Origin of the sequence: Mesorhizobium sp. M7A.F.Ca.US.002.01.1.1, assembly GCF_004022955.1 — a bacterium.
Taxonomy (GTDB): Bacteria; Pseudomonadota; Alphaproteobacteria; order Rhizobiales; family Rhizobiaceae; genus Mesorhizobium; species Mesorhizobium ciceri.
Genome location: NZ_RZQE01000591.1, coordinates 1 through 827, shown reverse-complemented (window position 1 = coordinate 827; position 827 = coordinate 1). Strand labels below are relative to the sequence as shown.

Below are 827 nucleotides of genomic sequence, written 5' to 3'. Positions count from 1 at the left end.
GTTGCGGCCGGTACGGCCGATGCGGTGGACGTAGCTCTCGGCTTCATCCGGCAGATCGAAATTCACGACATGGCTGATGCCGGGTACGTCGATGCCGCGCGCCGCGATGTCGGTCGCCACCAGAATGCGCACCGAGCCGTCGCGGAAATCGTTCAGCGCTTTCTGGCGGGCGTTCTGCGACTTGTTGCCGTGAATGACGGCGGCCTTGAAGCCATCGCGCTCGAGGTCCTTGGTCACCCTGTCGGCACCATGCTTGGTGCGCGAGAAGATGATGACGGACTTCATCGCCTCATCGGCGAGCATCGTCGACAGCACCTGGCGCTTCTGCTTGGTGCGGGCAAAGACGACGCCTTGCACGATCTCGGCCGCTGCCGTGCTTTGCGGCGCGACTTCGACGCGGATCGGGTTCTTCAGCAGGCCCTTGGCCAATTCGGCGATTTCATTGGGCATGGTCGCCGAGAACAGCACCGTCTGACGATCGGGCGCGGTCGCCTTGGCGATGCGCTTGACGTCGTTGATGAAGCCCATGTCGAGCATGCGGTCGCCCTCGTCGAGCACCAGCCATTTGGTGTCGGCAAGTATGAGGTCGCCCTCACGCACCAGGTCGGTCAACCGGCCGGGCGTTGCGATCAGGATATCGACGCCGGGCGCAACCTTCTTCACCTGGCTGAAGCGCGAGACGCCGCCAAGCACGAGCGCGGTCGAGACATGCGCGCCCTTGGCGAGGATCTTGATCGTATCCTCGATCTGCACGGCGAGTTCGCGCGTCGGCGCCAGGATAAGCGCACGCGCCGTCTTCGGCCGGCGCTTGGTGCCGAGTGCGATGA

At 64.3% G+C, this 827-nt stretch carries 1 protein-coding gene; it reads right to left on the bottom strand.

The genetic code is table 11. The annotated features are described in order from the left end of the window. The coding region (locus tag EN932_RS32490) for a DEAD/DEAH box helicase (protein ID WP_164890740.1) at positions 1–827 on the bottom strand (827 nt) is incomplete at both ends.